Source organism: Streptomyces sp. NPDC046805 (assembly GCF_040645355.1).
Taxonomy (GTDB): Bacteria; Actinomycetota; Actinomycetes; order Streptomycetales; family Streptomycetaceae; genus Streptomyces.
Genome location: NZ_JBEYYC010000016.1, coordinates 21,883 through 47,443, shown reverse-complemented (window position 1 = coordinate 47,443; position 25,561 = coordinate 21,883). Strand labels below are relative to the sequence as shown.

The 25,561-nt window shown below is 71.0% G+C and carries 22 protein-coding genes and 2 tRNA genes; 10 read left to right on the top strand and 14 right to left on the bottom strand.

Annotated elements, in window-relative coordinates; all coding sequences use genetic code 11:
• Window positions 1-84: 84 nt before the first annotated feature.
• On the top strand, window positions 85-930 hold the full coding sequence (locus ABZ910_RS18880; RefSeq protein ID WP_361365982.1) for a hypothetical protein: 846 nt from the start codon (window positions 85-87) through the stop codon (window positions 928-930).
• Window positions 931-978: 48 nt separating this feature from the next.
• Here ABZ910_RS18880 and ABZ910_RS18875 read toward each other — a convergent pair whose 3' ends face one another.
• On the bottom strand, window positions 979-1,758 hold the full coding sequence (locus ABZ910_RS18875; RefSeq protein WP_361365980.1) for an HAD-IIA family hydrolase: 780 nt from the start codon (window positions 1,756-1,758) through the stop codon (window positions 979-981).
• Window positions 1,759-1,947: 189 nt separating this feature from the next.
• Here ABZ910_RS18875 and ABZ910_RS18870 point away from each other — a divergent pair, with 189 nt between their 5' ends.
• From ABZ910_RS18870 to ABZ910_RS18860, 3 genes are all read left to right on the top strand, one after another.
• Window positions 1,948-2,583, top strand: a complete 636-nt coding sequence (locus ABZ910_RS18870) for a hypothetical protein (RefSeq protein WP_361365977.1) — start codon at window positions 1,948-1,950, stop codon at window positions 2,581-2,583.
• A gap of 12 nt (window positions 2,584-2,595) precedes the next feature.
• A complete protein-coding gene (locus ABZ910_RS18865) occupies window positions 2,596-3,261 on the top strand; it encodes a class F sortase (RefSeq protein ID WP_361365974.1) in 666 nt (221 codons plus the stop codon).
• Between the two features lie 201 nt (window positions 3,262-3,462).
• Window positions 3,463-4,494 (top strand): glycoside hydrolase family 6 protein, encoded by a 1,032-nt coding sequence (locus tag ABZ910_RS18860; RefSeq protein ID WP_361365972.1) that lies wholly within the window; start codon window positions 3,463-3,465, stop codon window positions 4,492-4,494.
• 48 nt (window positions 4,495-4,542) lie between these two features.
• Here ABZ910_RS18860 and ABZ910_RS18855 read toward each other — a convergent pair whose 3' ends face one another.
• From ABZ910_RS18855 to ABZ910_RS18840, 4 genes are all read right to left on the bottom strand, one after another.
• The gene (locus tag ABZ910_RS18855) at window positions 4,543-6,477 is read right to left on the bottom strand and encodes a kelch motif-containing protein (protein WP_361365969.1); all 1,935 of its coding nucleotides are present in this window, start codon (window positions 6,475-6,477) and stop codon (window positions 4,543-4,545) included.
• A complete protein-coding gene (locus ABZ910_RS18850) occupies window positions 6,474-8,447 on the bottom strand; it encodes a cellulose synthase catalytic subunit (RefSeq protein WP_361365966.1) in 1,974 nt (657 codons plus the stop codon). Before ABZ910_RS18850 ends, ABZ910_RS18855 begins: the two co-directional genes overlap by 4 nt.
• Before the next feature lie 313 nt (window positions 8,448-8,760).
• Entirely contained in the window at window positions 8,761-9,492 is a 732-nt protein-coding gene (locus ABZ910_RS18845; RefSeq protein WP_361365965.1) for a FadR/GntR family transcriptional regulator, read from the bottom strand.
• Between the two features lie 100 nt (window positions 9,493-9,592).
• A tRNA-Lys gene (locus ABZ910_RS18840) sits at window positions 9,593-9,666 on the bottom strand.
• Between the two features lie 222 nt (window positions 9,667-9,888).
• Here ABZ910_RS18840 and ABZ910_RS18835 point away from each other — a divergent pair.
• Together ABZ910_RS18835 and ABZ910_RS18830 are read left to right on the top strand one after the other, a co-directional pair.
• Entirely contained in the window at window positions 9,889-11,259 is a 1,371-nt protein-coding gene (locus tag ABZ910_RS18835) for a peptidoglycan-binding protein (protein WP_361365963.1), read from the top strand.
• 61 nt (window positions 11,260-11,320) lie between these two features.
• Window positions 11,321-12,448 carry an SPFH domain-containing protein gene (locus tag ABZ910_RS18830; RefSeq protein WP_361365960.1) on the top strand — a complete coding sequence of 376 codons (1,128 nt, stop codon included), beginning with the start codon at window positions 11,321-11,323 and terminating at the stop codon, window positions 12,446-12,448.
• Window positions 12,449-12,504: 56 nt separating this feature from the next.
• Here the strand turns inward: ABZ910_RS18830 and ABZ910_RS18825 are convergent.
• From ABZ910_RS18825 to ehuB, 6 genes are all read right to left on the bottom strand, one after another.
• Window positions 12,505-12,578, bottom strand: a tRNA-Lys gene (locus tag ABZ910_RS18825).
• Window positions 12,579-12,678: 100 nt separating this feature from the next.
• Window positions 12,679-13,437 carry an IclR family transcriptional regulator C-terminal domain-containing protein gene (locus ABZ910_RS18820; protein WP_361365957.1) on the bottom strand — a complete coding sequence of 253 codons (759 nt, stop codon included), beginning with the start codon at window positions 13,435-13,437 and terminating at the stop codon, window positions 12,679-12,681.
• 228 nt (window positions 13,438-13,665) lie between these two features.
• Window positions 13,666-14,472, bottom strand: coding sequence for an ectoine/hydroxyectoine ABC transporter ATP-binding protein EhuA (gene ehuA, locus ABZ910_RS18815; protein ID WP_361366298.1), 807 nt, complete (start codon window positions 14,470-14,472; stop codon window positions 13,666-13,668).
• 13 nt (window positions 14,473-14,485) lie between these two features.
• Window positions 14,486-15,130 carry an ectoine/hydroxyectoine ABC transporter permease subunit EhuD gene (gene ehuD, locus ABZ910_RS18810; RefSeq protein WP_361365954.1) on the bottom strand — a complete coding sequence of 215 codons (645 nt, stop codon included), beginning with the start codon at window positions 15,128-15,130 and terminating at the stop codon, window positions 14,486-14,488.
• Window positions 15,127-15,873, bottom strand: coding sequence for an ectoine/hydroxyectoine ABC transporter permease subunit EhuC (gene ehuC, locus ABZ910_RS18805; RefSeq protein ID WP_361365952.1), 747 nt, complete (start codon window positions 15,871-15,873; stop codon window positions 15,127-15,129). The genes ehuD and ehuC overlap by 4 nt, the downstream gene beginning before the upstream one ends.
• A 15-nt stretch (window positions 15,874-15,888) precedes the next feature.
• A complete protein-coding gene (gene ehuB, locus ABZ910_RS18800) occupies window positions 15,889-16,788 on the bottom strand; it encodes an ectoine/hydroxyectoine ABC transporter substrate-binding protein EhuB (protein ID WP_361365949.1) in 900 nt (299 codons plus the stop codon).
• Window positions 16,789-17,023: 235 nt separating this feature from the next.
• On the opposite strand from ehuB, the gene ABZ910_RS18795 reads away from it, so the two are divergent.
• The gene (locus ABZ910_RS18795; protein ID WP_361365946.1) at window positions 17,024-17,518 is read left to right on the top strand and encodes a DUF3830 family protein; all 495 of its coding nucleotides are present in this window, start codon (window positions 17,024-17,026) and stop codon (window positions 17,516-17,518) included.
• On the opposite strand, the gene ABZ910_RS18790 is transcribed toward ABZ910_RS18795, so the two are convergent.
• Together ABZ910_RS18790 and ABZ910_RS18785 are read right to left on the bottom strand one after the other, a co-directional pair.
• Window positions 17,499-18,935, bottom strand: coding sequence for an amidase (locus tag ABZ910_RS18790; protein WP_361365943.1), 1,437 nt, complete (start codon window positions 18,933-18,935; stop codon window positions 17,499-17,501). The two genes, ABZ910_RS18795 and ABZ910_RS18790, sit on opposite strands and share 20 nt — an antisense overlap.
• Window positions 18,936-18,954: 19 nt before the next feature.
• On the bottom strand, window positions 18,955-19,905 hold the full coding sequence (locus ABZ910_RS18785; protein ID WP_361365940.1) for a D-2-hydroxyacid dehydrogenase: 951 nt from the start codon (window positions 19,903-19,905) through the stop codon (window positions 18,955-18,957).
• Window positions 19,906-20,155: 250 nt separating this feature from the next.
• Between ABZ910_RS18785 and ABZ910_RS18780 the strand changes: the two genes are divergently transcribed.
• The 3 genes from ABZ910_RS18780 (at window position 20,156) to ABZ910_RS18770 (ending at window position 23,428) form a co-directional block, all read left to right on the top strand.
• The gene (locus tag ABZ910_RS18780) at window positions 20,156-20,950 is read left to right on the top strand and encodes an aspartate/glutamate racemase family protein (protein WP_361365937.1); all 795 of its coding nucleotides are present in this window, start codon (window positions 20,156-20,158) and stop codon (window positions 20,948-20,950) included.
• Window positions 20,947-21,678: a decarboxylase gene (locus ABZ910_RS18775; RefSeq protein WP_361365934.1), complete on the top strand. Its 732-nt coding sequence runs from the start codon at window positions 20,947-20,949 to the stop codon at window positions 21,676-21,678. Before ABZ910_RS18780 ends, ABZ910_RS18775 begins: the two co-directional genes overlap by 4 nt.
• Before the next feature lie 661 nt (window positions 21,679-22,339).
• Complete coding sequence (locus ABZ910_RS18770) at window positions 22,340-23,428, top strand: LLM class flavin-dependent oxidoreductase (RefSeq protein ID WP_361365931.1); 1,089 nt, start codon at window positions 22,340-22,342, stop codon at window positions 23,426-23,428.
• Here ABZ910_RS18770 and ABZ910_RS18765 read toward each other — a convergent pair.
• Complete coding sequence (locus tag ABZ910_RS18765) at window positions 23,407-25,293, bottom strand: bifunctional diguanylate cyclase/phosphodiesterase (protein ID WP_361365928.1); 1,887 nt, start codon at window positions 25,291-25,293, stop codon at window positions 23,407-23,409. The two genes, ABZ910_RS18770 and ABZ910_RS18765, sit on opposite strands and share 22 nt — an antisense overlap.
• Window positions 25,294-25,561 lie beyond the last annotated feature (268 nt).

The following is a 25,561-nucleotide window of genomic DNA, read 5'->3' as shown; positions in this document are numbered from 1 at the left end:
CGGGCTGTCTCGGGCCGCCGAGCGAGTCATGTCGTCGGCGCGGTGCCGCCCGCCGGGGGCCTTCGTCGTCAGAATCTTGTGTTCATGCGACGACTGTGCAAGCCCCTGTCCCTCTGCCTTCCGGCAGCCGCAGCCGCAGCCGCCGCCCTTCTTCCGGCGCCTGCGGTCACCGCCCACGCGGAGTCGGGCCCTTCCTGCGCCGGATCCGGTGACCGCTCCTTCCCGCTCACCACCCGTATCCACGGTGGCCCGGGGACGTACGAGTCGGGCGGCGGTTCCGGCACCTGGTACATCGACCTCACCAACACCGGCAGCAGCACCTGCACCTCCGTCCACCCGGTCCTCGTCCTCATGGACGACGAGCAGGTGCTCAAGGCGTCGCAGCCGCGGCTGGAGTTCTACGACGGCACGCGCGCGTACCCCGTGCGGTTCGAGACCACCGACGAGGACGAGCTGGTCGGGGCGTTCGACGCCGGCTTCCCCGGGTTCACCGTCGCCCCCCGCAAGACGGTCAGCGTGAAGGTGCGGCTCGCCGTCGCCGACGACGCGGTGCCCAACCAGGTCACGGCGAACGCGGCCGTCGTCCAACGGCACGGAGCCGACGGCGACTGGATCGGGCAGTCCAACGACTACCGGTTCGGGATCGACGCCGAGCCGGTTCCCGTCGAGCAGGCCACTCCCGGTACGGTCCCCAGCCGGGCTGCCAGTTCGGTTCCCGACCCCCGCCTCACGCCCGGACCCGGCGGCAGCTCCAGCCCTGGTGCCGACGCCGCCCCCAGTCCCGATGCGTCTTCCAGCGCCTCCCCGGGCACCGGCCTCCCCTTCGAGCTGCCCGGTACCGGCATCGGCACCTCCCTCGCCGCCCTGACCGCCGGCCTGCTGCTTCTCGTCGGCATCGGGGCGAAGCTGCTGGCGCGCAGGCGCCGCTGAGCGAGCCCCCTGCGTAACCAGCAGCCGCGATGTCAGACGGCCCCCGCGTCAGACCAGGTCGACAAGATCGGCAATGGAGTCCACGACCTTCGTCGGCCGGTACGGGTACTGCTCCAGGTCGGTCTTGGCCGTCAGGCCGGTGAGGACCAGGAAGGTCTCCATGCCGGCCTCCAGTCCGGCCAGGACGTCCGTGTCCATGCGGTCGCCGATCATCGCGCTCGTCTCCGAGTGCGCCCCGATGGTGTTCAGGGCGCTGCGCATCATCAGCGGGTTGGGCTTGCCGACGAAGTACGGCTTCTTGCCCGTGGCCTTGGTGATCAGCGCGGCGACGGACCCGGTCGCGGGGAGCGCGCCCTCGGGGGAGGGGCCGGTGTTGTCGGGGTTGGTGGCGATGAAGCGGGCGCCGTTGTTGATCAGCCGGATCGCCTTGGTCAGCGCCTCGAAGGAATAGGTCCGCGTCTCGCCCAGGACCACGAAGTCCGGGTCGATGTCGCTCAGCACGTAGCCGACGTCGTGCAGGGCCGTGGTCAGGCCGGCCTCGCCGATCACATAGGCCGTGCCGCCGGGGTGCTGGTTGTCCAGGAACTTGGCGGTGGCCAGGGCCGAGGTCCAGATGTTCTCCAGCGGGACGTCGAGACCGATTCGGCTCAGCCGGGCGTGCAGGTCGCGCGCGGTGTACATCGAATTGTTGGTGAGGACGAGGAACGGACGCCCCGACTCACGCAGTTTCTTGATGAAGGCGTCCGCGCCGGGCACGGGGATGCCCTCGTGCATCAGCACGCCGTCCATGTCGGTGAGCCACGATTCGATCGGCTTGCGTTGTGTCATGGGTACGGACTCCCGCCCTGCGCGAACGTGTGAGATGACCATGCTATGCAGCGGGTCGTCCCCGGCGACGGCGGAACCCGGGATCAGGGGACGACCTGCGCTTCCTTCCCCGAATGGAGTAATCGGCGCCGCTGCCCGGATGCGGGGCCCGGGCTCGCGAGGGAGCCTCCTGATATCTGGAGGTTCACGATGGGCTCAATACGCCTCACTCTCTGTTCAGGGCTCCTGACCGCCGTCGCGCTCACCCCCACCGCCTACGCGGCCGACGGCGCCGGGGACTCCGCGATCCCGCTGACCCCGCCCGCCGGCACCGACGCCGCGGTGCGGGCGAGTGACTGCGGAAAGGCGGCCACCAGCCTGTACGACATGACGATCGCCTGCGCCCGCGACTCGCTCGTCGGCAAGATCGCCCCCGTACAGGAGTCGGACCGGCAGTCCGGCCACGGTGACGACTCGGGCGAGCAGTCGGACCAAGGAGACCGGTCGGATTCCCCGTCCGGCCGTGACAACCAGTCCGACGGGCAGTCCGACCAGTCCGGTCGCGACAACCAGTCGGACCCGGCGTCGTCCGCACCGTCGGCCCAGCCCTCGGGCGTCGTGTCGCCCACGCCCGTCGCCCCCGTCCCCGCGGGCGGCGGTGGCGCCGCGCGCCTCGCCTCCGAGGACGCGAGGCGCGCGGCCGGGCCCGGTACCGCACAGGCGGTCACCGGTCTCGTCCTGGCCGGGCTCGCGGCGATCGCCGTCGGGCTGCTTCCCCGAGCCTTCGGCACCGCCCGGGCCGGGGGGACCTCCTCCGCCGCCCGGCGCCGCCGGGGCTCGCACTGAGAGCGCGTCACGATGTCCGACCGTGAGCGGTCCGTCGGGACCGGGCGATTGCTGACCGGTGTGGCCTGGGTGATGCTGCTGCTCGGGCTGTGGTTGTGGGGGCGTGAGGTGGCCGACGTGCCGCCGGGGATATCGGGGCCCACGACGGGTGACATAGCCGCCGTGGGACGCCCCGACGAGTCGGAACTCCCGCCCGAGGCGAAGCCGTTGGGCAACGCGTTGCCGCAGCGCCTCGACATCCCCGAGCTGGGCGTGCGGGCACCCGTCGTCGGCCGCGGGCTGAACGGGCAGGGGGCGGTGGATCCGCCGCCGTTCGACCAGCCGGGGACGGTCGGGTGGTACGCGGCGGGCGTGCAGCCCGGGGCGAGCGGGACCGCCGTCATGGTGGGGCACGTGGACACCACCACCCAGCCCGCCGTGTTCTACAAGATCAGCACGATGCGCCCCGGTGAGACCGTGCGCGTGGCCCGTGACGACGGCCGCGTCGCCGAGTTCACCGTGGACGACGTCCGGGTCGTGCCCCGCGACCACTTCGACGCCCAACAGGTCTACGGCACGGGCCAGTCGAGCCGCGCCGAGCTGCGGCTGATCACCTGCGGCGGCACCTTCGACCGGACGAGCAACAGCTACACGGCGAACGTGGTCGTCTCGGCGTACCTCACGGGAACCGCTGCGTGATCCCGGTTCCACCTCCCCAACTCCCTTGTTCCTGGCCCGGTCGACGGCCCGCTCCCCTCCGGAAGCCGTCGACCGGGCCGCACCATGTCGCTGCGACCGGCCGCTGTAACAGGTCTCCGACAACGCCCGTGCGACCTCGTGACCGGCACGACAGGTATGTCACGATTGGCGCCTGGAACAGTGCACCCAAAGGGGAGTTGGATGTACGACAGCTGGGGGGCCCTTTTATCGGCACGGACACGGGCGTCCGCGGCGGTGCTGGGGGCGGCACTGCTGGTCGCCGGGTGTTCTTCCGGGGGAGGGGGCGGGGGGAAGACCGACGACGCGGGCGCGAGGATCGCTCAACAGCCGAAAGCGGCCGACCCGTTCTGGGTGAACCCCGACGGGAACGCGGCCCGGCAGGTCGCCGCCTTCGAGAAGGACGGCAGGAAGTCCGACGCCGACCAGATCAGAAAGATCGCCGAGCAGCCGACCGGGGAGTGGATCGGCCCGGAGAACCCCGAACAGGAGGCCCGCGGCTACACCGAGGCCGCGCAGCGGTCCGACCGCACCGCGCTGCTCGTCCTCTACGACATCCCGCACCGCGACTGCGGCCAGTACTCCCGAGGAGGCGCAGCCGACGGTGACGCCTACCGGGCCTGGATCGACGGCGTCGCCCAGGGCATCGGCGACCGCCCGGCGACGGTGATCCTGGAGCCGGACGCCGTACTGCACCTGGTGAACGGCTGCACCCCCGCCGAGTTCCACGAGGAGCGCTACGACCTCCTCAAGGGCGCCGTCGCCAGGCTGAAGTCCCTGAAGAACACCAAGGTGTACCTGGACGCGGGCAACGCCGGCGGGGGAAACCCCGACCAGATCGTCGAGCCCCTCCGGCGGGCGGGCGTCGACCAGGCCGACGGCCTCGCCGTCAACGTCTCCAACTTCTACTCGACGAAGGACTCCATCGGCTACGGCAGGCAGCTCGCGGCGAAGGTCGGCGGCAAGCACTTCGTCATCGACACCAGCCGCAACGGCAACGGCCCCTACACGGGCGGCAGCCCGGACGAGCGCTGGTGCAACCCGCCGGGGCGGGCGCTGGGCGAGGCGCCGACGGCGAGGACGGCGGACCCGCTGGTGGACGCCTATCTGTGGGCCAAGCGCCCGGGGGAGTCGGACGGCACGTGCAAGGGCGGGCCGAAGGCCGGTGCGTGGTGGCCGAGTTACGCGCTCAAGCTCGCCAAGGCCAGCAAATAGAACCGGGGCGCCCTCCGCTGCCGGAGAGCGCCCCCAACTCATCCGCGGCTAGGGCACTTTCACCCACTGCGCCTTGCTCGGCGTCCCCTGATCGTCGTCCACGAACAGCATGTACCAGCCCGACGGGACCAGATTCCGGTTCTTCGGCACCGTCACCGTGACCTTCGTCCCGGACGTCCTGAAGTCCAGCGCGATCGACCGCTGGTCGACGTCCGTCACATGGGTCGAGGCGCTCGGCCGGATCAGCCGCGCCTTCCTGATCGTCGCGGCATGCCGCGACGTGAACGTTCCCGACCCGCCGCGGGCGATCGTCCGCGGCCCGCCGGACAGCGACGGCCGCGAGTCCCGGTACAGATACGGCGGCGTGTAGATCTCGATCCGCTGCTCGAACACGCCCGGCTTGGTATCGGCCTTGTCCGCGTACAGGGAGTCGGAGCCGAAGAACATCACCCGGCCGTCGGGCAGCAGGATCGAGCCCGAGTGGTAGTTGCGGCCCACCAGCGGGTCGGCGACCCGGGTGAAGCTGTTGCCGTCCGGGTGGTAGAGCCGGGCCTGGTGGATGTTGGAGTCGCCTCGGCCCCGGTAGTCCTGTGAGCCGCCGGACACCAGCACGGTGTCGTCGGGCAGGATCGAGGACTGCGGATAGCGCGTGCCCTCCTCCAGCGCGGGCCCGTCCGTGAACCTCGGATGCGTCGCCTTCAGGTCGATCAGCCGGGTCCGCTTGCTCGACAGTCCGGACTCGCCGACCCCGCCGCCACCGATCACCAGGTATTTCTGGTTCTGCGCGGGCGGCAGCAGCACCGTGCCGGAGGTCTCCATCATGTCCGGGTCGCTCAGCCCGGGCAGCCTGGTGAACCTGTTGGTGTCCACGTCCCAGATGCCGGGCGTGCGGCCCACGTTGTCGGGGCCGTAGCCCGCGTTGGAGCCGGAGTAGAAGATCTTCCCGTTCTCCGTCAGGAACAGTGCCGGGTAGGTCGGGGACTGCCGGATCTTCCTGGTGTACGTCCACTTCCTGGTCTTCGGGTCGAAGATCTCGTTCTTGCCCGGGACCAGTTGGCCGATGTCGTCGAGGCCGGAGACGCTGAGGATTCTGCCGTTGCTCAGGGTGGTGAGCGTCGGGTACCAGCGGGCCTCGTTCATCGGGTCGACCTTGACGTACCTCTCCGCGGTCACGTCGAACTCGTAGGCGTCCCTGATCCCCTGGAAGTCCTTCTTGTCGAGGGCGAGTTTCTGCGCGATGCCGTACGTGTTGCGCGCGTCGGCGCCGGACAGGCCCTGGACCCGGTAGTTGTCCTGGGTGCCGGTCTCGTACCGGGTGCCGCTCTTGCGCGCCTCGACGTAGATCCGGCCGAGACCGGGGTCGTTGCGCAGGAACCTTCCGGTCCCCGGGGCGAAGACCTTCTTCGCGCGCGGCACGAGGACGGGGTCCTTCGACACGAAGGTCCTGCCGTTCCCCTTGCCGGTGAACGCGGTGCCGGCGGGCAGGGTGATCGGCCTGTCCGGGTTCTCGTTGTGCACGACCATCAGGCCGCCGGCCTTGGTGACGTCGCCCTTGAGCTTCTCGTACCGCTTCGTGCCACCCGCGATCAGCAGGTCGCCGTTTGCGAGTTGGGTGTGCCCGGTGCAGAACAGGTCGTTGGGCGTGGGCACCTTCTTGATCGTGCCCTTGACCGGGTCCCAGATGCGGGTGTCGAACCTCTTCGCGTCGAAGTTGTCCTGGTTGTTGCCCGAGCCGGCGATCAGCAGGACCTTGCCGGTGTGCAGGAGGGCCGCGTGGATGGTGTCCTGGCGGTACTTCTTGGGGAACTCGATGACGTCCCAGTGTCCGTTCTCGGCTTTGTACTCCGGTCTGTTGATCGAGTACTGGTGGTACTGCGCGGTCCCGAAGCGGTAGAGCCATGGCCCGTTCATTCCGCCCAGCGCGACGACCACCGCCGTGCCTATCGCGAGTCGACGGGCACGGCGGCCGGCACTGTGGTTCATTCCTTACGTCCCCCAAGTCCACCCAGGGCGATCTGCATGGTCTGTTCGTCGTCCCGGTGCTCGCCGTGCTCCCCGTGCGAGGCGATCCACGTGGGCCGCTGCTGCGGGGCGTGCGGCGCGTGCGGACCGTGCGGTGCGGCGGCCCCGGGTGGGGCGGATGCGGCCGCCGGGGTCTTCCGCCTCTCCTGCCGCAGGGTGTACCGCCAGGCGAGGATCGGCGAGGCGGTGATCAGCAGGGCGAAGACCGCCCAGGTGATCATCGCCGGGTGGGAGTGCCCGAGGACGAAGCCGGCGGCGAGCGAACCGCCGAAGACCAGGATGAAGAACCAGTGGACCCGGAAGGTCCCGAACAGCGTGTCGGGGCTGGCCGAATCGCCCTTGGGCGTCACCACGAACCTGCTCTTGCGGCGCAGGACGGCGTCCATCAGCGAGCGGGCGTAGATCGGCGCCGACAGCGCGGACATCACCATGCCCGCGACGCCGCCCGACCCCTCCGGCTCGTGCGGGGAGACGTTGTGCCGCCGGTTCCAGACGTACAGGCCGATCTGCAGCGCGGAGGCGTTGCCGTAGAGCATCAGCCACACGGTCGGGTCGATGTTGACGCCGGAGGCGCCGAGGCCCAGGAACAGCGCGCAACTCAGCCCCGCCAGAATCCAGTTGAGGGCGGACATCGGATAGAACACGATCATCATCGTGTAGTTGAAGAGCTTGCCCGGCGGCAGCGACCAGAAGCCCTTCCAGTACTGCTTGAGGATGGTCTCGTACGTCCCCCGAGACCAGCGCAGTTGCTGGGTGAAGAAGTCCGTCCAGGCGTTCGGGCCCTCGCCGACCGCCAGCACGTCCGGGGTGTACACGGAGCGCCATTTCCGCCCGGTGGCCGGGTTCTTGGCCCGGTGCATCTCGAAGCCGGTGGCCATGTCCTCGGTGATCGAGTCGTACAGGCCGCCGATCTGCTTGATCGCCTTGATGCGTACGGCGTTGGAGGTGCCGACGAACATCGGGGCGCCGTAGCGGTTGCCCGCCCGCTGGATCAGCGCGTGGAAGAGGAACTGCTGCGATTCGGCGGCCTTGGTGACGAAGGTGTCGTAGTTGCCGTACACCTGCGGGCCGATGACGAAGCCGACGTCCGGGTCGCGGAAGTAACCCAGCATCCGCTCCAGGTAGTTGGGCAGCGGCACGTGGTCGGTGTCGACGGAGGCGAAGAAGTCGTAGGCGTCGCCGTGCGCCTCCAGCCACGCGTTGTAGTTGCCGTGCTTGGTCCTGGCGCGGTGCGGGCCCGTGGAGCGGTTCCAGCGGTCGACGCCCTTGCGGGTGAAGTGGTGCACCCCGAGCCGCGCGCACACCTCCTTGACCGCCGGATCGTCGCCCTCGTCGAGCAGCCAGACGTGCAACAGGCCCCGGTGGCGCAGCCGTACGGCCGCCTCCAGTGTCCTGGTCACCATCTCCAGCGGTTCCTTGTCGGGCACGAAAGAGGTCAGGAACGCGACCCGGGTTCCGGTCTGCGGGACCACCGGGACGGGGTCGCGGGCGACCAGCGTGGCGTGCGCGTTCGACAGCACGTTCATGCAGCGGAAGAACTCGATCAGACCGATCGAGACCAGCATCACGGTGTCGAGCGCCGGCAGGAAGTCATAGGCGGGGTAGTCGCGTTGGGTCCAGTGCTCGGGCTGGAGCAGCCAGGCCAGCAGGACCAGCGAGAGCAGAGGCGCCGCGCCCAGCATGAGCGCGGCGCGGATCCGGTGCGGCTCCTGCGAGAGCAGCGAGCGGTAGCGCACCTGGTAGGGCGTGGTCGGGTCGGGCTCGGTGAGAGGCCCTGCCAGCCGGCTGTAGTGCTCGTAGTCGTATCTCGGCAGATTCCTCTTGATCCGGCGGAATGTTCCGGTATTGCCGGTCCGGTGCGAAGGCACCCGGAGCTGTGTGGTCTGTGACGGGTCGAAATCCTGCCGGGCGCCCGTCGGCGTCGACGTCATGAGTCATCCCCCCACACGCAGGTCACGCGTGTTTGTTGGTTCCTTCCGTTCGCCCGCGCGCGTCCCCCTTGACCTTCACGGACGATCAGTGGTGGGCCACAGTCACCATGTCTTCCACACCTGTAGACAGGAAACCGCACCCTTCCGGTTGCGCGACGCCCCCTCGGCATCGTTCACGGGCGGGGCTCCCCTCCCCGCGGACTCGGCAACCGGCCCCTGGCTCCCCAACTGCCGCGAATTGGCGGCATCTCGAACAATCAGGGTTCTACGGTGTTCATCATGATCGCAAGATGCGAAACGCGGTGTTTACCGGTCATACAGGTTCATTGCGGAGCATGTGCGGGCCTTGCGGGCCTTGCGGATCGGACGTGTCGGTCGTTGACAGCCGGGTGCGAATGTTGCCGAAGTGGTCTCTTATGGCTTCCTCCGCCCGTACGGAATCGCCGGAGCGGACCGCGTCCAGGATCTCCCGGTGCTGGCGGCAGGTGACCCGCGGGTCCTGCGGCACCTCCACCAGATCCCGCTGTACGCGGTGGAAGGCGTCCCAGAACGCCTCCAGCACCTCGCTCAGCAGCACGTTGTCCAGCCCCCGGTACAGGGCGGCGTGAAACGCCCGGTCGGTCTCGGCGAGGACCGCCCCCTCGGCGGCCTGTCCTTCCATACGGGCGACGAGGGCGTCCAGTTCAGTCAGGTCGGCCTCCGGGAGCTGCCCGGCCAGCCGGGAGACCAGTCCCGTCTCCACCGCCTCGCGCAGTTCGAGCAGCTGGAGCAGGGTGTCCTCGCCCCGGTAGTGCCCGGCGACCGTGCGGAAGGCGAGGCCCTCGATCATGGGTGCGAGGGACATGGGGCCGACGTAGGTGCCGAAGCCGTGTCGGATCTCGACGATGCCCATCGCCTGGAGCGCCTTCAGTGCCTCGCGCACCGAGTTCCGGCTGGCGCCGAGGAACTCCATCAGCTCGGGCTCGGTCGGCAGCGGGGCCCCGGAGGGCAGTCGCCGGTCGACGATGAGCTTCTTGATCCGCTCCTGCAGGTCTCGGGCCGCCATGGCCAGAGGGTATCCGGCCATTAAGGGGACGAGCCCCGGTCCGACCCGGGTTCCGGCCATGCGAAAGGCCCCCCGCTGCTGCGAGGGGCCTTTCGGTCGGTGCGCCGCCAGGGACTCGAACCCCGGACCCGCTGATTAAGAGTCAGCTGCTCTAACCAACTGAGCTAGCGGCGCCTACTGACAAAGAGAACTCTACCCGACCTCCGGGGGTGCTCCCGACCGCCGCCGCGGGGCCAGGCGGCCCCTGCCCGCCAGGGTCGTGACTCGCCCGGCGGACGCACGTACATCATTCGGACCGTCAACATGCGCGCCCCGATGTCAGTTGAGAAACTGATCAACGTGCACAGGTGTGGACATTTCCGTCCGGAAAACGACCCCGAATGTGAGGGGAATCGCATGACCACTCCGGTCTTCGAGGACATCGATCCCGCGAGCGACTGCGACTGCCCCGGTTGCGCTCACTGGCGGCGGGTGAGCCCGCTTTCACTGCCGGGCCGGTTCGGGGGTCACCCGGCCGCCCGGCGCGTCCTGGTGGTGGCCGCCGCCACGTCCGCCGCCCTCGGCGTGGGCCACGCGGTCCCGGCCTTCGCCACCCCGCCCGCCCCCGGCCGCCCCGGCGTCCCCGCGGACCCCGATCCCGAAACCCCGCAGGGTGCCAAGTCCCCGTTGCACGGTGGCGGCGGCTCCACCACCCCTCCGACGACGACGCCCGCGACGACCCGCACGGAGATCATCAACCGGGCCAAGAAGTGGGTCACCGCGAAGGTGCCGTACAGCATGTCCAAGTACTGGTCCGACGGCTACCGGCAGGACTGCTCGGGCTTCGTGTCGATGGCCTGGGGGCTGCCGAGCAACGAGTGGACGGGCAGCCTCGGCGGGTTCGGCGTGAAGATCAAGAAGGAGGAACTGCAGCCCGGCGACATACTGCTGTTCCACAACCCCGACAACCCGGAGAAGGGCTCGCACGTCGTCCTCTTCGGCGGCTGGACGGACTACACGCACACCTACTACACGGCCTACGAGCAGACGCCGCCGCACGCCCGCCGCCTGGCCACGCCGTACGCCTACTGGAGCAACTCCAGTCGGTACGTCCCCTACCGGTACAAGGGCGTGCCCGCCGGCACGGCGGGTGCGGAGCCCGACGTCAAGGCCGCGCCGTTCCCGGGGGCGTCGTACTTCGGTCCCGGGGCGGACAACAAGTACGTCACCCAGCTCGGCGAGATGCTGATCGCCCGCGGCGCCGGCGCCTACTACACGCAGGGCCCCGGCCCGCGCTGGTCGGACGCCGACCGGCGGGCGACCCAGGCGTTCCAGCTGGCCCAGGGCTGGACCGGGGCGGCCGCGGACGGGCTGCCGGGGCCGGAGACCTGGGACCTGCTGGTGACCGGGAAGGGCAAGGACATCAAGCGCGCGGCGGTGGGATCGTCCCCATCCGCCGCATCGGCCCCGTCCACCTTGTCCACCCCGTCGACCCCGTCGACCCCGTCCACCTCGTCCGCCTCTCGGGCCGTACCGGCCTCGCACGGTGTCGCCGGCTACCCCGGTCGCGGCATGTTCCGGCCGGGCTCCGAGAACCCCTATGTGACCCAGCTGAGGAAGCAGCTGGCGAAGAAAGGATTCGGCGCCTTCTACGCCGATGGCCCGGGTCCGCGCTGGGGCGAGGCGGACCGGCGCGCCGTCGGCGCCTTCCAGCGGTCCCAGGGCTGGCGGGGCGGCGCGGTGGACGGCTACCCGGGGCCGGAGACCTGGCGGCGGCTGTTCGCGTAACCACAGGAACTACTCACCGCTCACTGTCATGACGCATCTGGCGCGGAGGCTGGAGGCACGCATGAGTACGACCACGTCACACACGCCCGAGTCGGAGTCGGAGGGGCCCGTCGAGACGGCGCCCCGTCCCGGCCGGCTGATCCACAACGAGGCGACCACCGAGATCCCCGTCCATCTGCTGTTCCGCGACGACCCCGATCCCGTGTCGGTGCCGCTGAAGCCGGCCGTGGTGGCCCGCAGGCAGGGCACGGGCGAGCAGCCGCGCCTGAGACGTCCGCTCCCGGTGAAGGCGCGACCGGCACCACAGGTCGACCCCGACCTGGTGGAGCGTCCGGCGCCCGTGCTGCCCGGCGTCGCCGGGGTGCTCGCCGGGACGGGCGGGATGGCCGCGGGCCTGGCCACCTCCTGGTGGGCGGGGGTGCTGCCACGGCTCGCGGTGCAGGCGCTCGGGCTGCCCGCCTACGCGGGCGCGGGCCTCGGCCCCGCCCAGTGGGCCGCGTACGCCGGGGCCGGGGCGCTCGGCGTGGCCGGCTTCGGGGGGCTGTCCCGGGGCCGTACCGGGCGGGCCTGGGTGCTCGGTCTGTTCGGCCGCTACCGGGGGACGGTCCGGCGCACCGGCCTGCTGTGGGTCAACCCGCTGCTGCTGCGCCGCCGCGTCGACGTACGGCTGCGGCACTGGCGCAGCGAGCCGATGCCGGCGGCCGACGGCAACGGGGTCGCGGTGCGGGCGGTGGTGCTCGTGGTGTGGCGGGTGCGGGACACCGCGCGGGCCACGCTCGGCGTCGAGGAGCACGAGACGTATCTGCGCGAGTGCGTGGAGGCGGCGCTGGCCCGGGTGCCGGTGGAGCTGCCGGGCGGGACGCGGGGCGCCGTGGAGTCGGCCGGGGACGCGCTGACCCGGCTGGTGGCGGCGGATGCCGCGCCGGTGGGGCTGGAGGTGTTCTCGGTACGGCCGGTCCGCGTCGAGTACGCCCCCGAGGTGGCCGCGGCCATGCACCGGCGCCGGATCGCCGCGCTGGACGCCCGGCAGCGGGCCACCATGCTCACCTCGGTGGTGGACTCGGTGGAGGACACGGTGACCCGGCTGACCATGCGCGGTCTGGTCGAGCTCGACGACTACGAGCGCAAGGTCCTGGTCCGGGACCTGACGGTGGCGTTCTGCTCCGGGCGCACGGAGACGGCCCCGTGACGGGCGGTGCTCCCATGCGAAGAGGCCCCTCACCAAGGTGAGGGGCCTCTCTTCTGTGCGCCGCCAGGGACTCGAACCCCGGACCCGCTGATTAAGAGTCAGCTGCTCTAACCAACTGAGCTAGCGGCGCATGACTCCCGCCGTCCACTCTTCGCGGCCGGCGACGAGGAAAATACTACCCGGTCCCGAGGGGTGCTGGTGACCATGTCGGCGACCGCCCCGGCGGGGGCCTAGAGGGCGAGCGACAGGAGCACGGGAGCCGCGTTGCGGTTGAGGGTGTCCGCGGCCTGCCGCAGGCGGTGGGCGTGCTCCACCGGGAGCGACAGCGCCAGGCAGCCCACCGCGGAGCCGGCCGTGATCGGGACCGCCGCGCACACCGTGCCGACCGCGTACTCCTGCAGGTCGAGGACGGGCACCGTCGGCGGCTGGGCCTCCAGCCGGGACAGCAGGAGCTTGTCGCTGGTGATGGTGCGCGAGGTGAGGCGGGGCATCTTGTGCCGCGAGAGGTGGTCGCGGCGGCCGTTGTGGTCGAGCTGGGTGAGCAGGCTCTTGCCGATCGCGGTGGCGTGGGCGGAGTAGCGGAAGTCGACCCACTCGTTGACCACGGGCGTGGCCGGGCCGTCGGCGTACTGCGGGATCTTGACCTCGCCGTCGATGTACCAGCTGATGTAGACGGCCGCGCCGACCGAGTCGCGCAGCCGGTCGAGGGTGAGCTGGAGCCGGTCGCGCAGGGCCTGCTCGCGGTTGTGTGCGGAGCCGAGGCGGCGCAGGGTCTCGCCGGTGACGCAGGCGCCGTCGGCGGCCTGCTCGACGAACCCCTCGCGGCGCAGCATGCGCAGCAGCGCGGTCAGGTGGTCGGGGTCCATGCCGGTCCGGCGGGCCAGCTCGGTGTCGGTGACGCCGGCGGAGTGACGGGTCACCGTCTCCAGTATGCGCAGGGCATCCTGGGTCGAGTGGTACGGGGCGGTCGACTCGTGCTTCAGGGCCACGATGGTCCCCCTGCGCTAGCTCTCTGGGCCGCAATCCGGACGTCGGATCCTCTCCACGATAACCGGCAAAAGGGCTGCGCGGAGAGGGTGTTGACGAGATTGCGGCCCTCTCAACTGGGATGCAGAGACCCTGGCATATGCCCGGGTCATGACCCGGCGCCGGGACCTCGGGTGTTCACGCGTGCGCGTCGCGTCATCGGGAACCGGGCGAATCCGGGCCCGCCGAGTTCACAGGACCGCGCTCAGGAATTCCCGGGTCCGCTCGTGCTCGGGGTCGCCGAAGATCTTCTCCGGAGCCCCCGACTCGATGACATGCCCCGAGTCGAACATCATGACCTGGTCGGAGATGTCCCGGGCGAAGTTCATCTCGTGGGTCACGCACAGCAGCGTGATGTCCGTGCTGTGCGCGATCTCCCTCAGGAGGTCGAGCACGCCCGCCACGAGCTCGGGGTCCAGCGCCGAGGTCACCTCGTCGAGGAGCAGGATCTCCGGCCGCATGGCGAGCGCACGCGCGATCGCGACCCGCTGCTGCTGGCCGCCGGAGAGCTGGGACGGGTGCGCGCCGACCTTGTCGGAGAGCCCGACGAGGTCGAGCAGCTCACGCGCCCGCTGCTCGGCCTCCTCCCGGCCGAGCCCGAGGACGCTGATCGGGGCCTCCGTGATGTTCTGCAGCACCGTCATGTTCGGGAACAGGTTGAACTGCTGGAAGACCATCCCGATCTTCTTGCGGATCCCCCGCAGGTGCTTCTCGGTCGCCGGCTTCAGGCCGCCGTCCGGACCGCGCATGTGGGACAGCGGCTCGCCGTCCACCCAGATCACGCCGTCGCTGACCCGCTCCAGGGTCATGAGCAGCCGCAGGATGGTCGTCTTGCCCGAGCCGCTCGGCCCGATCAGCGTGACGTGCTCGCCGCGCTGGACGGCGAAGTCCAGCTGGTCGAGCACGACATGGTCACCGAAGCGCTTGACCACGTGGTCGAAGCGCACCAGGTCGGCGGGCGCGTCGGGCGCCGCGTCCCGGGGGGTCGTCTTGTGCAGGGGGTCGGTGGCGTCAGTGGCCAAGGCGCTGCTCCAGCTTTCTCATCAGAAGCGAGGTCGGATAGCTTGCCGCCAGGAAGATCAGGCCCGCGAGGGTGAACGTCTCGGCGTAGGTGAAGTGGTCCGCCCCGTACTCCCGGGCCTGGGAGACCATCTCCGGGACCGTGATGACGGCCAGGAACGGGGTCTCCTTGAACATGCTGATGGCGTAGTTGCCGAGCGCGGGCAGTACCTTGCGCACCGCCTGCGGCAGGATCACCGCCTGCCAGGTGCGGCGCGGCGACAGCGAGAGCGCCCGGCACGCCTCCCACTGGCCCTTCGGTACGGCGTCGATGCCCGCCCGGTACACCTCCGACAGGTACGAGGCGTAGTGGATGCCGAGCACCACGATGCCGAGCGTCAGCGGCTTGACCGTGTTGAACACGGCGTAGGCGCCGACCAGCTGGACCAGCAGCGGGGTGGACCGGATGAACTCGGTCACCGCCCGCACCGGCACACTCACCATCCGGGTCGGCGCTCGCCCGGCCATGGCCAGGGCCAGCCCGAGCACAGCGCCCACCAGGGTGCCGAAGAGCGTGGCCAGCAGCGTGATCTGGAACCCGTCCCACAGCAGGGGCAGCGCGTCGCGGACGGCACCCCAGTCCCAGTCGTAGTTCACGGGGCACCTCCCGCCGTCATTCCGGCCTCTTCCAGTGTGGGCGCGCCGCGGCCGCGCAGCAGGCCGCCCGCGCCCGGGCCCAGGCCGAGCCGCTTCTTGGCGTGCCGCTCCAGCACGTTCATCAGCAGCGTGAACGCGTAGGCGAGCACGAAGTACATCACCAGCAGGGTCAGATACGCCCAGGTGGTCGCGCCCGTGCGGTCACGCATCTGCTGGACGATCGTCGTCAGGTCGGCCGCCGAGATCAGCCACAGCAGCGGGGTCGCCTTCAGCAGCTGGATCAGCAGGTTGGTGAACGGCGGGATCATCTGCACCCAGGCCTGGGGCAGGATCACCCGGCGCATCCGCTGCCACGGCGTCAGGTTCAGCGCGACGGCGGCCTCCCACTGCGCCGTGGGTACGGCCTTCAGCGCGCCGCGCACCACCTCGGAGCCGTAGGCGCCGAAGTTGAGGCCGAACGCCAGCACGCCGCAGAACAGCGGCGACAGCTGGTACCCGGCCAGCAGCGGGAAGGCGTAGTACAGCCAGAACAGCTGGACGTACAGCGAGGTGCCGCGGAAGAACTCCACGACGACCCGCGACGTCCCCCGCACCAGCACGGGCCTGCTGTTCGCCATGAAGCCGAACGCGAAGGAGAGGGCGAGCGCGACCGCCGAGCCGAACACCGTGGCCTCGAGCGTGACGAGCAGCCCCGACCACACCTGCGACAGGTGTTTGAAGAAATACGAGTAGAAGTCAGCCATGGGCAGGCGTCACCGTCAGCCCTTGCACAGAGTGGCGGTCTTGAGGTCCGCCGGCGGAATGGTGTCCTTGCCGAAGCCGTACTGGCCGATGAGCTGCACATACCGCGACGGATCGGACGTGATCTTCTTCAGTTCGCGGTTGAAGGCGTCCCGCAGCTCCTCGCTGCCCTTGCGGAAGACGGCGCCGCCCGGGCTGTACTGCTTCACGCCGTTGAGCACCGGCAGGAACGAGTGGGTGACCTCGACGCCCGGGTTGGTCTTGGCGAGCCAGTTCAGCGAGATGCCGGTCAGCACGAACGCATCGATCCGGCCGCCCTTGACGGCGTCCGCCCCGTCCTGCGGCTTCTGCAGCGTCTTGATCTTGGCCTCGGGAATCCCGGCCCCGGTGGCGTAGCTCTTCTCGACCGCGCCCGACATCACGCCGATCGTGACCCCGGCCTTCTTCGCCGACGCGAGGTCGGTCAGGTGCTTGGGGTTGCCCTTCTTGACCATCATCGCCGTCGGCGAGATGAACTCGGGCTCGGAGAACAGCGCCTTCGCGCAGCGCTCCGGGAGGATCGCCATGCCGGCGCTGATCACGTCGTACTTGCCCGCCTGCAGGCCCGGGATCAGACCGTCCCACTCGGAGAAGGTCGGCTTCAGCTCGGGCACGCCCAGGGCCTTGAAGATCTCCCGGTGCAGGGTGGGCGCCTCGCCCTTGAGCTTCCCGTTCTCCTCGTAGCCGTAAGGGGCCTCGTTGGCGTAGGCCACCTTCACGTAGCCCTGCTTCTTCAGCTGCTCCAGCTTCGAGCCCTCGCCGTTGCCGCTGCCGGTCTTGGTACAGCCGGTCAGGAGGCCGGGGACGGTGATCAGGCCACCGACGGCCGCGCTTCTGGTGAGGAAGCCGCGGCGGGACAGGTGCGGGAACTCGGACATGGACACTCAACCTCCACAGAGAACAGGCCAGTTCTGGCCACGGACGCCAGGACCAGGGGTGGCGCCTGCCCGATTTCCGGCGGCTATGCGAACCGCCCTGGGGACGTAACGCAACAGTGCCCGGAGCGAGACCATTCCGTGTCCGGCGGTTGAGGCGTGGGACGTTGCGGGGTACGTGACACGCGTGGGACCGGGCAGTCGGCCCCGCATTCAGTATCAGCTCCGAGGAGGCGGAATGGCGGAACGCTTTGTCGATGTCGCGCTCGACCGGCGCGGAGTCCACTGCACGGCACGGCTGCTGACGGATCGGGCGCCGCTCACCTGCGCCGCGGTGTGGGAGGCGCTGCCCCTCAGCGGCGACGTCTACCACGCCAAGTACGCGCGCAACGAGATCTACGCGCTCTTCCCGCCCTTCGCGCAGGCCGAGCCCCCGCTGGAGAACCCGACGGTCACCCCGATCCCCGGGGACCTCTGCTACTTCTCCTTCGCCGGCACGGAACTGGGCACGCGGGCCTATGGCTACGACCGCGAGGTCCGCGCCGGGACGACGCTGGTGGACCTCGCCCTGTTCTACGAGCGCAACAACCTGCTGCTCAACGGCGACGTGGGCTGGGTGCCCGGCATCGTCTGGGGCCAGGTCGTCGACGGCCTCGACCGGATGGCCGAGGCCTGCAACGACCTGTGGCGGGCCGGGGCGGAGGGAGAGACGCTCAGCTTCCGGCGGGCGTGAGACCCCCGGCGAGGGCGGAGGGCGGGGCGGCGGAGGCCAGCCCCGCCTCGTAGAGGGCGTGGGCCGCGCGCAGCACCAGGTCGTCGCGGTGCCGGGCGGCCACGATCTGCAGCCCGACCGGGAGGGCGACGCCGCTCGACCTGTCCATCCCGACCGGGACCGACGCGACCGGCTGCTGGGTGAGGTTGAACGGGTACGTGAAGGGAGTCCACCCCGTCCAGCGCCGGCTCGGCAGGCCCTTCGGCGCCTCGACGCCCGCCTCGAACGCCGGGATCGGCAGGGTCGGCGTGACCAGCACGTCGTACGACTCGTGGAAGCGGCCCATCCGGCGGCCGAGGTCCATGCGGACGTCCACCGCGGCCAGGTAGTCCAGGGCGCTGTACCGGGCACCCAGCGCGCAGACCTCGCGCAGCGCCGGATCGAGCAACTGGCGCTGCTGCGGGGTGAGCCGCTGGGTGACGCGGGCCGCCCCGCTGAACCACAGGGTGTGGAAGGCGTCCACCGGCTCGGCGAAGTCGGGGTCGGCCTCCTCCACGTAGGCGCCGAGCGCCGCCAGCCCCGCGACCGCCCGCCGCACCGCGGCCGCGACCTCCGGACGCACCGCCACCTGACCGCCCAGCGACGGCGAGTACGCCACCCGCAGCCCGCGCACGCCCTCGGCGAGCCCCACCGCGAACGACCCCGGCGCCGGGCCCAGCGCCGACCAGTCGCGGGAGTCGGGGCCGCCGATCACGTCCAGCATCAGCGCCGCGTCGGCCGCGTCCAGCGTCAGCGGGCCCACGTGCGCCAGCGTGCCGAACGCGCTCGCGGGATACAGCGGCACCCTGCCGTACGTCGGCTTCAGCCCGAAGATCCCGCAGAACGACGCCGGGATGCGCACGCTCCCGCCGCCGTCCGTGCCCAGCGACAGCGGGCCCGCGCCGAGCGCCACCGCGGCCGCGCTGCCGCCGCTGGAGCCGCCCGCGGTGCGCGCCGGGTCGTACGGGTTGCCCGTCACGCCGGACAGCGGCGAGTCGGTGACGCCCTTCCAGCCGAACTCCGGGGTCGTCGTCTTGCCGAGGAAGACCGCGCCGTGCTCGCGCAGCCGGGCCACGGACGGCGCGTCCTCGTCCCAGTGGCCCTCGGGGTCGACGGTCATCGAGCCCTTCAGGGTCGGATGGCCGCGCAGCAGCAGGATGTCCTTCACCGTCACCGGTACGCCGTCCAGCAGGCCGCACGGCTCGCCGCGCCGCCAGCGCCGCGCCGACTCCTCGGCCCGGCCGAGCGCGTCCCGCTCCAGGAGCCGGACGAACGCGTTCACCTCCGGCTGGATCCGCCGCGCCCGCTCCAGGGCCGCCGCGGTCGCCTCCACGGGGCTGAACTCGCCCTTGCGGTAGCCGTCGAGGAGTTGTCCGGCGGTCAGGTCGGTGAGCTCCATGCAGTGCACCCTTCCGGGGTCAGTGACCGGGCACGTAGCCACGCTGCTTGTCGACCACGTTCACCAGAGGTCTGCCCGCCTCCCAGTGTTCGTACAACTCCACGAACTGCCTGCCGAGTTCGTCGCGCCAGCCGATCGTGTCCCCGCTCATGTGCGGGGAGACGATCAGGCCCGGGAGCCGCCACAGCGGGCTGTCGGGGGTGAGCGGCTCGTCGGTGAACACGTCCAGGGCGGCGCCCGCGATCCACCGCCTGGTCAGCGCCTCGGCGAGCGCGTCCTCGTCGACCAGAGGGCCGCGGCCGACGTTGACGAAGTATGCCGAGGGCTGCATCACGCCGAAGCGACGCGTGTCGAACATGCCGTGCGTCTGCTCGGTCAGCGGCGCCGCCGCGATCACCCAGTCCGCGCGGGACAGCAGCCGGTCCAGGTCCTCGGGGCCGTGGATGCCGGTGCGCGGGACGCGGCCGACGAGCGCCGTCGTCACGTCGAGCGCCTTGAGGGTGTGGGCGATCGCGCGGCCGATGGGCCCCGAGCCGACGACGCACGCGCGCGTGCCGGCCAGCCGCCGGGTCTCACGGTGCCGCCAGGTCCGCTCCCGCTGGAGGTCCAGGGTGCCGGGCAGATCCTTGGCGATCGCGAGGACCAGGGCGGCGACGTACTCGGCGATGGGCTGCTCGAAGACGCCCCGCGCATTGGTCACCACGGTGTCGGAGGCGGCGAGTTCGGGGCACATCAGGCGCTCGACGCCGGCGCTGGCCGTGTGCACCCAGGCCGGCCGCGGCCCCTCGCCCGGCCACGCCTCGCGCACCGCGTTCGAGGTGAAGTCCCAGACCAGCAGGACATCGGCTTCCGGCAGCCGCTGGGCGAGCGTGGCCTCGTCCGCGTGCACGATCCGGGCGCGGCCGGTGAGGCTGCCGAGGCGGGGGAGGGGGTCGGCGTCGAGCACAAGGAGGGTCGGGACGGCGGGCATCGGGTTGCTCCTCCGGGCTCCGGTGCGGGTGGCGGTGCGGGCTGCGGGCGGGCTACGGCGTAGGCGACGAGGCGGACGACAGGGCGGACGAGGGGTCGGGTTACGACGTGTCTGACATGCACGGATTGACCACGCTCGCACCCGAACCTACCTTCGTCAACACGGGCGTACCCACGATCCGTTGCTCTCCTGCTTTCGGTAGCTGTAAATCCTGTCGCTGTCGTTTTCGTCGTGAGGCCGGTGCCTGTCCATGGACATCTCCTTTCTCGGCGGACCCCGCCCGCAACGCGGTGTCGGTGTGGTCGCCCCTTTTGACTTCGCCCTCGACCGCGAGCTGTGGCGATGGGTGCCCGACGACGTGTCGCTGCACCTGACGCGGACGCCGTTCGTACCGGTCGAGGTGAGCCTGGACCTGGCTCGACTGGTCAGTGAGCACGAGACGCTCGGCGAGGCCGTCCGGGCACTGACCGCGGTCGAGCCCGGGGTCGTCGCATACGCCTGCACGTCCGGGAGTTTCGTGGGCGGCATCGCCGGGGAGCGGGCGATGGGAGAGGCCATGACACGGGCCGGCGAGGTGCCCTCCGTGACCACCTCCGGGGCGCTCCTGGAGGCGCTGGCCGAACTCGGGGTACGGCAGGTCGCGCTCGTGACGCCGTACACCGTGTCGGTGACGCGGGCGCTGGAGGAGTACGTGGCGGAGGGCGGTGCGCATGTGACGGGGTGCGTGTTCATGGGACTGACACGGCACATCTGGAAGGTGCCGTACCGGGAGGTGGTGGAGATGGCGCGCACGGCGGTCCGGGATCCGGGGACCGAGGCCCTGTTCATCTCCTGCACCAACCTGCCGACGTATGACGTGATACCCCAGCTCGAGGCGGAACTGCGTATCCCCGTCCTCTCGGCCAACCAGGTCACGATGTGGGCTGCGCTGCGCCGGCTGGGTATCCGAGCCGTGGGGCCGTACCAGGCGCTGATGGACGAGTCGGCGCGCGTATGGCCTCCCGCACTGCCCGAAGGACAGGGACAGCAGGAGGGCTGGACATGACCGCACTCGGATTCCTCTACCCGGGATATTCGGCCGAGGATGACTATCCACGCATCGAGCAGCTCCTGGGCAGCGACATCCGGGTGGACCTGGTCCACACCGACATCGGCGAGGACGCGCACCGCGTGGACGCGCTGCTGCGCATGGGCGCGCCGGAGCCGCTCGCGGCGGGCGTGGAGGCACTGCGGCTCGCGGGGGTGGAGGCGGTGGTGTGGGCGTGCACCAGCGGCAGCTTCGTGTACGGCTGGGAGGGCGCCCACGGGCAGGTGCGCACCCTGGCCCTGGCGGCGGGCATGCCGGCCTCCTCGACGTCCTTCGCCTTCGTGCACGCGGCGGCGGAGATCGGGGTGCGGCGGGTGGCGGTCGGGGCGACGTACCCGGACGATGTGGCGCGGCTGTTCGGGGACTTCCTGCGGGCGGGGGGTGTGGAGGTGACGGGCGTACGGCCGTCGGGGATCATCACGGCGGCGGAGGTCGGGAGCTGGGGGGAGGACGAGGTGTTCGCCCTGGCCCGGGCGGCGGACCGGCCGGACGCGGAGGCGGTGTTGCTGCCGGACACCGCGTTGCACACGGCGGCGCATGTGGCCGGGCTGGAGAAGGAGCTGGGCAAGCCGGTCCTCACGGCGAACCAGGTCACGGTGTGGGAGGGCCTGCGGCTGACGGGGCGCCGGGTGAACGCGCCGGCACTGGGGGCGTTGTTCACGCGGGAGCCGGTGGTTCAGGCGTGAGTGTCCTGCCACCCACCCGCCCGTCTCGGTGGGGTGAGGAGTCCTCACCCCCTGGGGCTCCGCCCCAGCCCCCGGCTGGGACTCCGTCCCCTGTGCCCCTGCTGCCTGCCCGCCCACCCACCCGGCTCGGTCGGTGAACAGTCCCCGCCCCCCGGGGCTCCGCCCCGGACCCCGGCGGGGACTTCGTCCCCTGCACCCCTGTAGCCCGCCCACCCGCCCGACTCGGTCGGTCAACAGTTCCCGTCCCCGGGGCTCCGCCCCAGACCCCGGCGGGGACTTCGTCCCCTGCACCCCTGGGGGGGTGACGGTGGGTTCTGGCGGGGCCCTTGTCCCCTGCGCCCCCTGCGGGTTCGTCGTCGGGCTCTGACGGCGGGGACTTCGTCCCCTGCACCCCTGCGTGGCTGACGGCGGGGCCTGGCGGGGGCTCCGCCCCCTGCGACCCTGCGTGGCTGACGGCGGCTCCCCGTCTGCGGCCCCGGGCCCCGTCGCGGCGCCCCCCGCTCCCGGATCTCGTGTGGAATAAGCGGAGTCCGCCGGGTCTGCGGCCCCGCTGGCCCCGTCGCGGCGCCCCCGCTCTGCGATCGCGGATGGAATAAGCGGAGTCCGCCTCCCGTTATGCACCCCACTGCAGCGGACGGTCGGACAGCGGGAGGCAGGCAGCGTGGCGGCAGATGAGATTCGGGGGGTTGTGCGCGGGGGCGCTTCTGTGCCCCTCTCCGTGTTGGACCTGGTGACCGTCGGGGCGGGGAGCAGTGCCGGTGACGCGCTGCGGACCAGCGTGGCGTTGGCGCGGTTCGCGGAGGAGCGGGGGTTTCACCGGTACTGGGTCGCCGAGCACCACTCCATGCCGGGCGTCGCCTCGTCGTCGCCCGCGGTGATCCTGGCCCACCTCGCCGCCCACACCGAGCGGATCCGGCTCGGGTCGGGTGGCGTGATGCTGCCGAACCACGCACCCCTCGTCATCGCCGAGCAGTTCGGGACGCTGGAGGCCATGGCGCCGGGGCGGATCGACCTCGGGCTCGGGCGGGCTCCGGGGACGGACGGGGCCACCGCCGCCGCGTTGCGCCGTACCGACACGCTCCACGAAGGCGCCGACGACTTTCCCGAGCAGCTCGCCGAGCTGACGCGGTTCCTGGACGACGACTTTCCGGACGGGCATCCGTACCGGCGTATTCACGCCGTCCCCGGGCCCGTGCAGAGCAGCGCGCCCGGCGGTGTGCAGCCGTCGCACCGGCCGCCGATCTGGCTGCTCGGTTCCTCCGGGTTCAGCGCCCGGCTGGCCGGACTGCTCGGGCTGCCCTTCGCCTTCGCGCACCACTTCTCCGCGCAGAACACCATCCCGGCGCTCGACCTGTACCGCGAGTCCTTCCGGCCGTCCGGCGTCCTCGACGAGCCCTACGCCCTCATCGGCGTCTCCGCCCTCGCCGCCGACGACGAGCGCGAGGCCCGCCGGCAGGTGCGGGCCACCGCGCTGAACATGATCCGGCTGCGCAGCGGGCGCCCGGGGCTCTTCCCCGACCCGGACGAGGTCGAGAAGCACGAGTTCAGCTCGATGGAGGAGGAGTTCGTGCGGTCCTGGGGCGGGAACATCGTGCACGGGACCGCCGATGCGGTGCGTTCCGGACTCGACGATCTCCAAAAGCGCACCGGCGCCGACGAGTTGATGCTCACCTCGCACGCCCACCGCGGAGAGCTCAGGCTGCGCTCGTACGAACTGATCGCGGACGCCTACGGGTTGCCCACCGCGTAGGACGGCATGGCCAGCAGCTCGGAGATGCGATCCGGCGGCACCGGGCGGGAGTAGAGCCAGCCCTGGCCGGTGTCGCAGCCGATGTGGCGCAGACGGGTCGCCTGGGCCGACGTCTCCACGCACTCGGCGGTGACCGTGAGGCCCAGGCGGTGGGCCAGTTGGATCATCGCCTCGACCACGACCTCGTCGGCCGGGTTGGGCCGGTCGCCCGGCTCGTCGTACTGGAAGCCCCGGACGAAGGAGCCGTCCAGTTTCAGGACGGACACCGGCAGGCGGCTCAGATACGCCAGGTTCGAGTACCCGGTGCCGAAGTCGTCGATGGCGATGCGTACGCCCATGTCGCTGAGTGCCTGGAGGGCCTGGAGCGGGCGGCCCGCCGAGCCCATCACCGCGGACTCGGTCAGCTCCAGCTGCAACAGGTGCGGCGCCAGGCCGGTCTCGGCGAGGGTCCGGGCCACGTCCGTCACCAGGTCGGAGTCCCACACCTGGCGGACGGCGACGTTGACGCTCACGAAGATCGGCGGCTCGCCGGGATGGGCCAGCTGCCAGTGGCGCGCCTGGCGGCAGGCGGTGGCCAGCGCCCAGCGGCCGAGCGGCACGATCGAGCCGTCCTCCTCGGCCAGTCCGATGAACCGATTCGGCGTCAGCGTGCCGAACTGCGGGTGGTGCCAGCGCAGCAGTGCCTCGACGCCGTGCAGCCGGCCGTCCTCCATGCCGACCAACGGCTGGTACTCGAGGGCGAATTCACCACGGTCGATGGCGGGACGGAGCGTGGAGGAGAGGGCCTGACGGGTCATGCGGTGCGCGTTGCGCTCCGGGTCGAACAGGGTCCAGCGGGACTTTCCGTCGGCCTTCGCCCAGTACAGCGTCGTATCGGCGGCCTGCATCAGGCCGGTGGCCGTCGTCCCGGCCACATGGCGCTCGACCACCCCGATCGAGGCCGACAGCGACAGCCGCCGGCCCGAGAGGTCGAAGGGGGCCTGGAGGGCCGTCAGCGCGGACTCGGCGAGCTCGGCCAGCTGGTCGGTGCCCGTCGAGTCCTCGACGAGGAGGGCGAACTCGTCACCGCCGAGTCGCGCCACGAGCGGCGTGCCCGTGCGGGCGGACCCGGCCTCGTCCGCGACCCGGGTCAGCCGTTCGGCCACGGCGGCCAGCAGCCGGTCTCCGACGCGGTGGCCGAGGGTGTCGTTGACCGCCTTGAAGCCGTCCAGATCCAGGTAGCACAGGCCGATCCGGCCGGTGCCGCCCTCGTCGTACGCATCCGCCTCCAGCGCGGCCGACAGGCGCTCGAAGAACAGTGTGCGGTTGGGCAGCCGGGTCACCGGGTCGTGCATCTGCAAGTGCCTCAGCCTGCCCTGGAGTTCGCGGCGGGCGCTGACGTCCGCGACGGACAGCAGGACGCCGGCCCCGGGATCGGCCAGCGGCGAGACGGTGACCTGAGCCCACACCGAGTGGCCGTCGGGATGCTTCAGCCGCCGGGTGCAGCGCAGCCTCGCCTGCCGGCCGCGCAGCACCTCGCGGTAGGCGTGCCGGATGCGGGTGTCGGCGGTGAGGTCCACGAGGTCGGCGGCGACCCGCCCGGTCAGCGTGGCTGGATCGGTGCCGAACAGCGCGCCGAAGGCGTCGTTGGCGCCGACGACCAGGCCCTCGCGGTCGACGACGGCCATGGACAGCGGGGCGGCCGAGAAGACGGAGCGGTACGTGCCCGATTCCACGTCGACGTGGCGGGGCTCTGCGCCGATGCGGCGGGGCTCCACGTCGATGTGTCGGGGCCCGGCACCAGGGGGCCTAGTGATGTCACTCTCTGTTACGGCTGACCGGTCGAGGTCTGCCGCGGGCGTCGGCCCTTCGGACGTTCCGCTCACCGCTCGCTCCCGCAGTGCACTCGATCTCTGTCCGTGCCGGAAAGTGTGCCGATCATAGAGGCTGGCCCTGAGGCCTTCCAGCCACAGTCCAGTGTCCCGGAACAACGGGCCGTTCTGACAGATCGTTTCTGCCCGCGCATGGACGGCTTCTTCAAGCCCCCGACCACTTGTGACGTTCCGTGAGTGTTTCGGGGTGTCGGCTGTTCGGGGGTATCGGGCGCCCTCACCCTTCTGGTGCAGGCAAACAGGGCGAAGTACTACAAACTCC

What these genes read in the sequence shown, in the direction of transcription:
- ABZ910_RS18880 (WP_361365982.1), top strand. Translation starts at nt 85, where the DNA reads ATGCGACGACTGTGCAAGCCCCTGTCCCTCTGCCTTCCGGCAGCCGCA.
- ABZ910_RS18875 (WP_361365980.1), bottom strand. Translation starts at nt 1,758, where the DNA reads ATGACACAACGCAAGCCGATCGAATCGTGGCTCACCGACATGGACGGC.
- ABZ910_RS18870 (WP_361365977.1), top strand. Translation starts at nt 1,948, where the DNA reads ATGGGCTCAATACGCCTCACTCTCTGTTCAGGGCTCCTGACCGCCGTC.
- ABZ910_RS18865 (WP_361365974.1), top strand. Translation starts at nt 2,596, where the DNA reads ATGTCCGACCGTGAGCGGTCCGTCGGGACCGGGCGATTGCTGACCGGT.
- ABZ910_RS18860 (WP_361365972.1), top strand. Translation starts at nt 3,463, where the DNA reads ATGTACGACAGCTGGGGGGCCCTTTTATCGGCACGGACACGGGCGTCC.
- ABZ910_RS18855 (WP_361365969.1), bottom strand. Translation starts at nt 6,477, where the DNA reads ATGAACCACAGTGCCGGCCGCCGTGCCCGTCGACTCGCGATAGGCACG.
- ABZ910_RS18850 (WP_361365966.1), bottom strand. Translation starts at nt 8,447, where the DNA reads ATGACGTCGACGCCGACGGGCGCCCGGCAGGATTTCGACCCGTCACAG.
- ABZ910_RS18845 (WP_361365965.1), bottom strand. Translation starts at nt 9,492, where the DNA reads ATGGCGGCCCGAGACCTGCAGGAGCGGATCAAGAAGCTCATCGTCGAC.
- ABZ910_RS18835 (WP_361365963.1), top strand. Translation starts at nt 9,889, where the DNA reads ATGACCACTCCGGTCTTCGAGGACATCGATCCCGCGAGCGACTGCGAC.
- ABZ910_RS18830 (WP_361365960.1), top strand. Translation starts at nt 11,321, where the DNA reads ATGAGTACGACCACGTCACACACGCCCGAGTCGGAGTCGGAGGGGCCC.
- ehuC (WP_361365952.1), bottom strand. Translation starts at nt 15,873, where the DNA reads ATGGCTGACTTCTACTCGTATTTCTTCAAACACCTGTCGCAGGTGTGG.
- ehuB (WP_361365949.1), bottom strand. Translation starts at nt 16,788, where the DNA reads ATGTCCGAGTTCCCGCACCTGTCCCGCCGCGGCTTCCTCACCAGAAGC.
- ABZ910_RS18795 (WP_361365946.1), top strand. Translation starts at nt 17,024, where the DNA reads ATGGCGGAACGCTTTGTCGATGTCGCGCTCGACCGGCGCGGAGTCCAC.
- ABZ910_RS18790 (WP_361365943.1), bottom strand. Translation starts at nt 18,935, where the DNA reads ATGGAGCTCACCGACCTGACCGCCGGACAACTCCTCGACGGCTACCGC.
- ABZ910_RS18785 (WP_361365940.1), bottom strand. Translation starts at nt 19,905, where the DNA reads ATGCCCGCCGTCCCGACCCTCCTTGTGCTCGACGCCGACCCCCTCCCC.
- ABZ910_RS18780 (WP_361365937.1), top strand. Translation starts at nt 20,156, where the DNA reads ATGGACATCTCCTTTCTCGGCGGACCCCGCCCGCAACGCGGTGTCGGT.
- ABZ910_RS18775 (WP_361365934.1), top strand. Translation starts at nt 20,947, where the DNA reads ATGACCGCACTCGGATTCCTCTACCCGGGATATTCGGCCGAGGATGAC.